Source organism: Tritonibacter sp. SIMBA_163, from assembly GCF_046535935.1.
Taxonomy (GTDB): Bacteria; Pseudomonadota; Alphaproteobacteria; order Rhodobacterales; family Rhodobacteraceae; genus Epibacterium; species Epibacterium scottomollicae.
In genome coordinates, this window is sequence record NZ_JAWJBP010001221.1 from 1 (window position 1) to 240 (window position 240).

Annotated in this window: 1 pseudogene; it reads right to left on the minus strand. The window is 65.0% G+C overall.

Annotation, left to right across the window (positions count from 1 at the left end):
• Positions 1–240 (minus strand): annotated as a pseudogene (locus tag R0J92_RS26200) (gamma-butyrobetaine,2-oxoglutarate dioxygenase); the annotation flags it as partial.

Consider the following 240-nt stretch of genomic DNA (forward strand, 5'->3'; position numbering starts at 1 on the left):
GGCTGCGTGGGCGGGGTTGGTCGGGTTGATAGGGGGCGTGTCGTCGAAAGAATCGCCAGAGACGGTGGGACGGACCTGGCCGGTCATCTCGGCGGTCTCCGTGAGGCCCTCGTTGCTGTCGGGCATGTCGGTGATAATCACGAAGCCCTTGGCCAGCATCATCTCGATCCTCTTGGCGCTCAGCGCCGGGTCCGCCTTCAACGCGGGCTGGCTGAAGCGCGGAACGTTCGGGTAATCGTC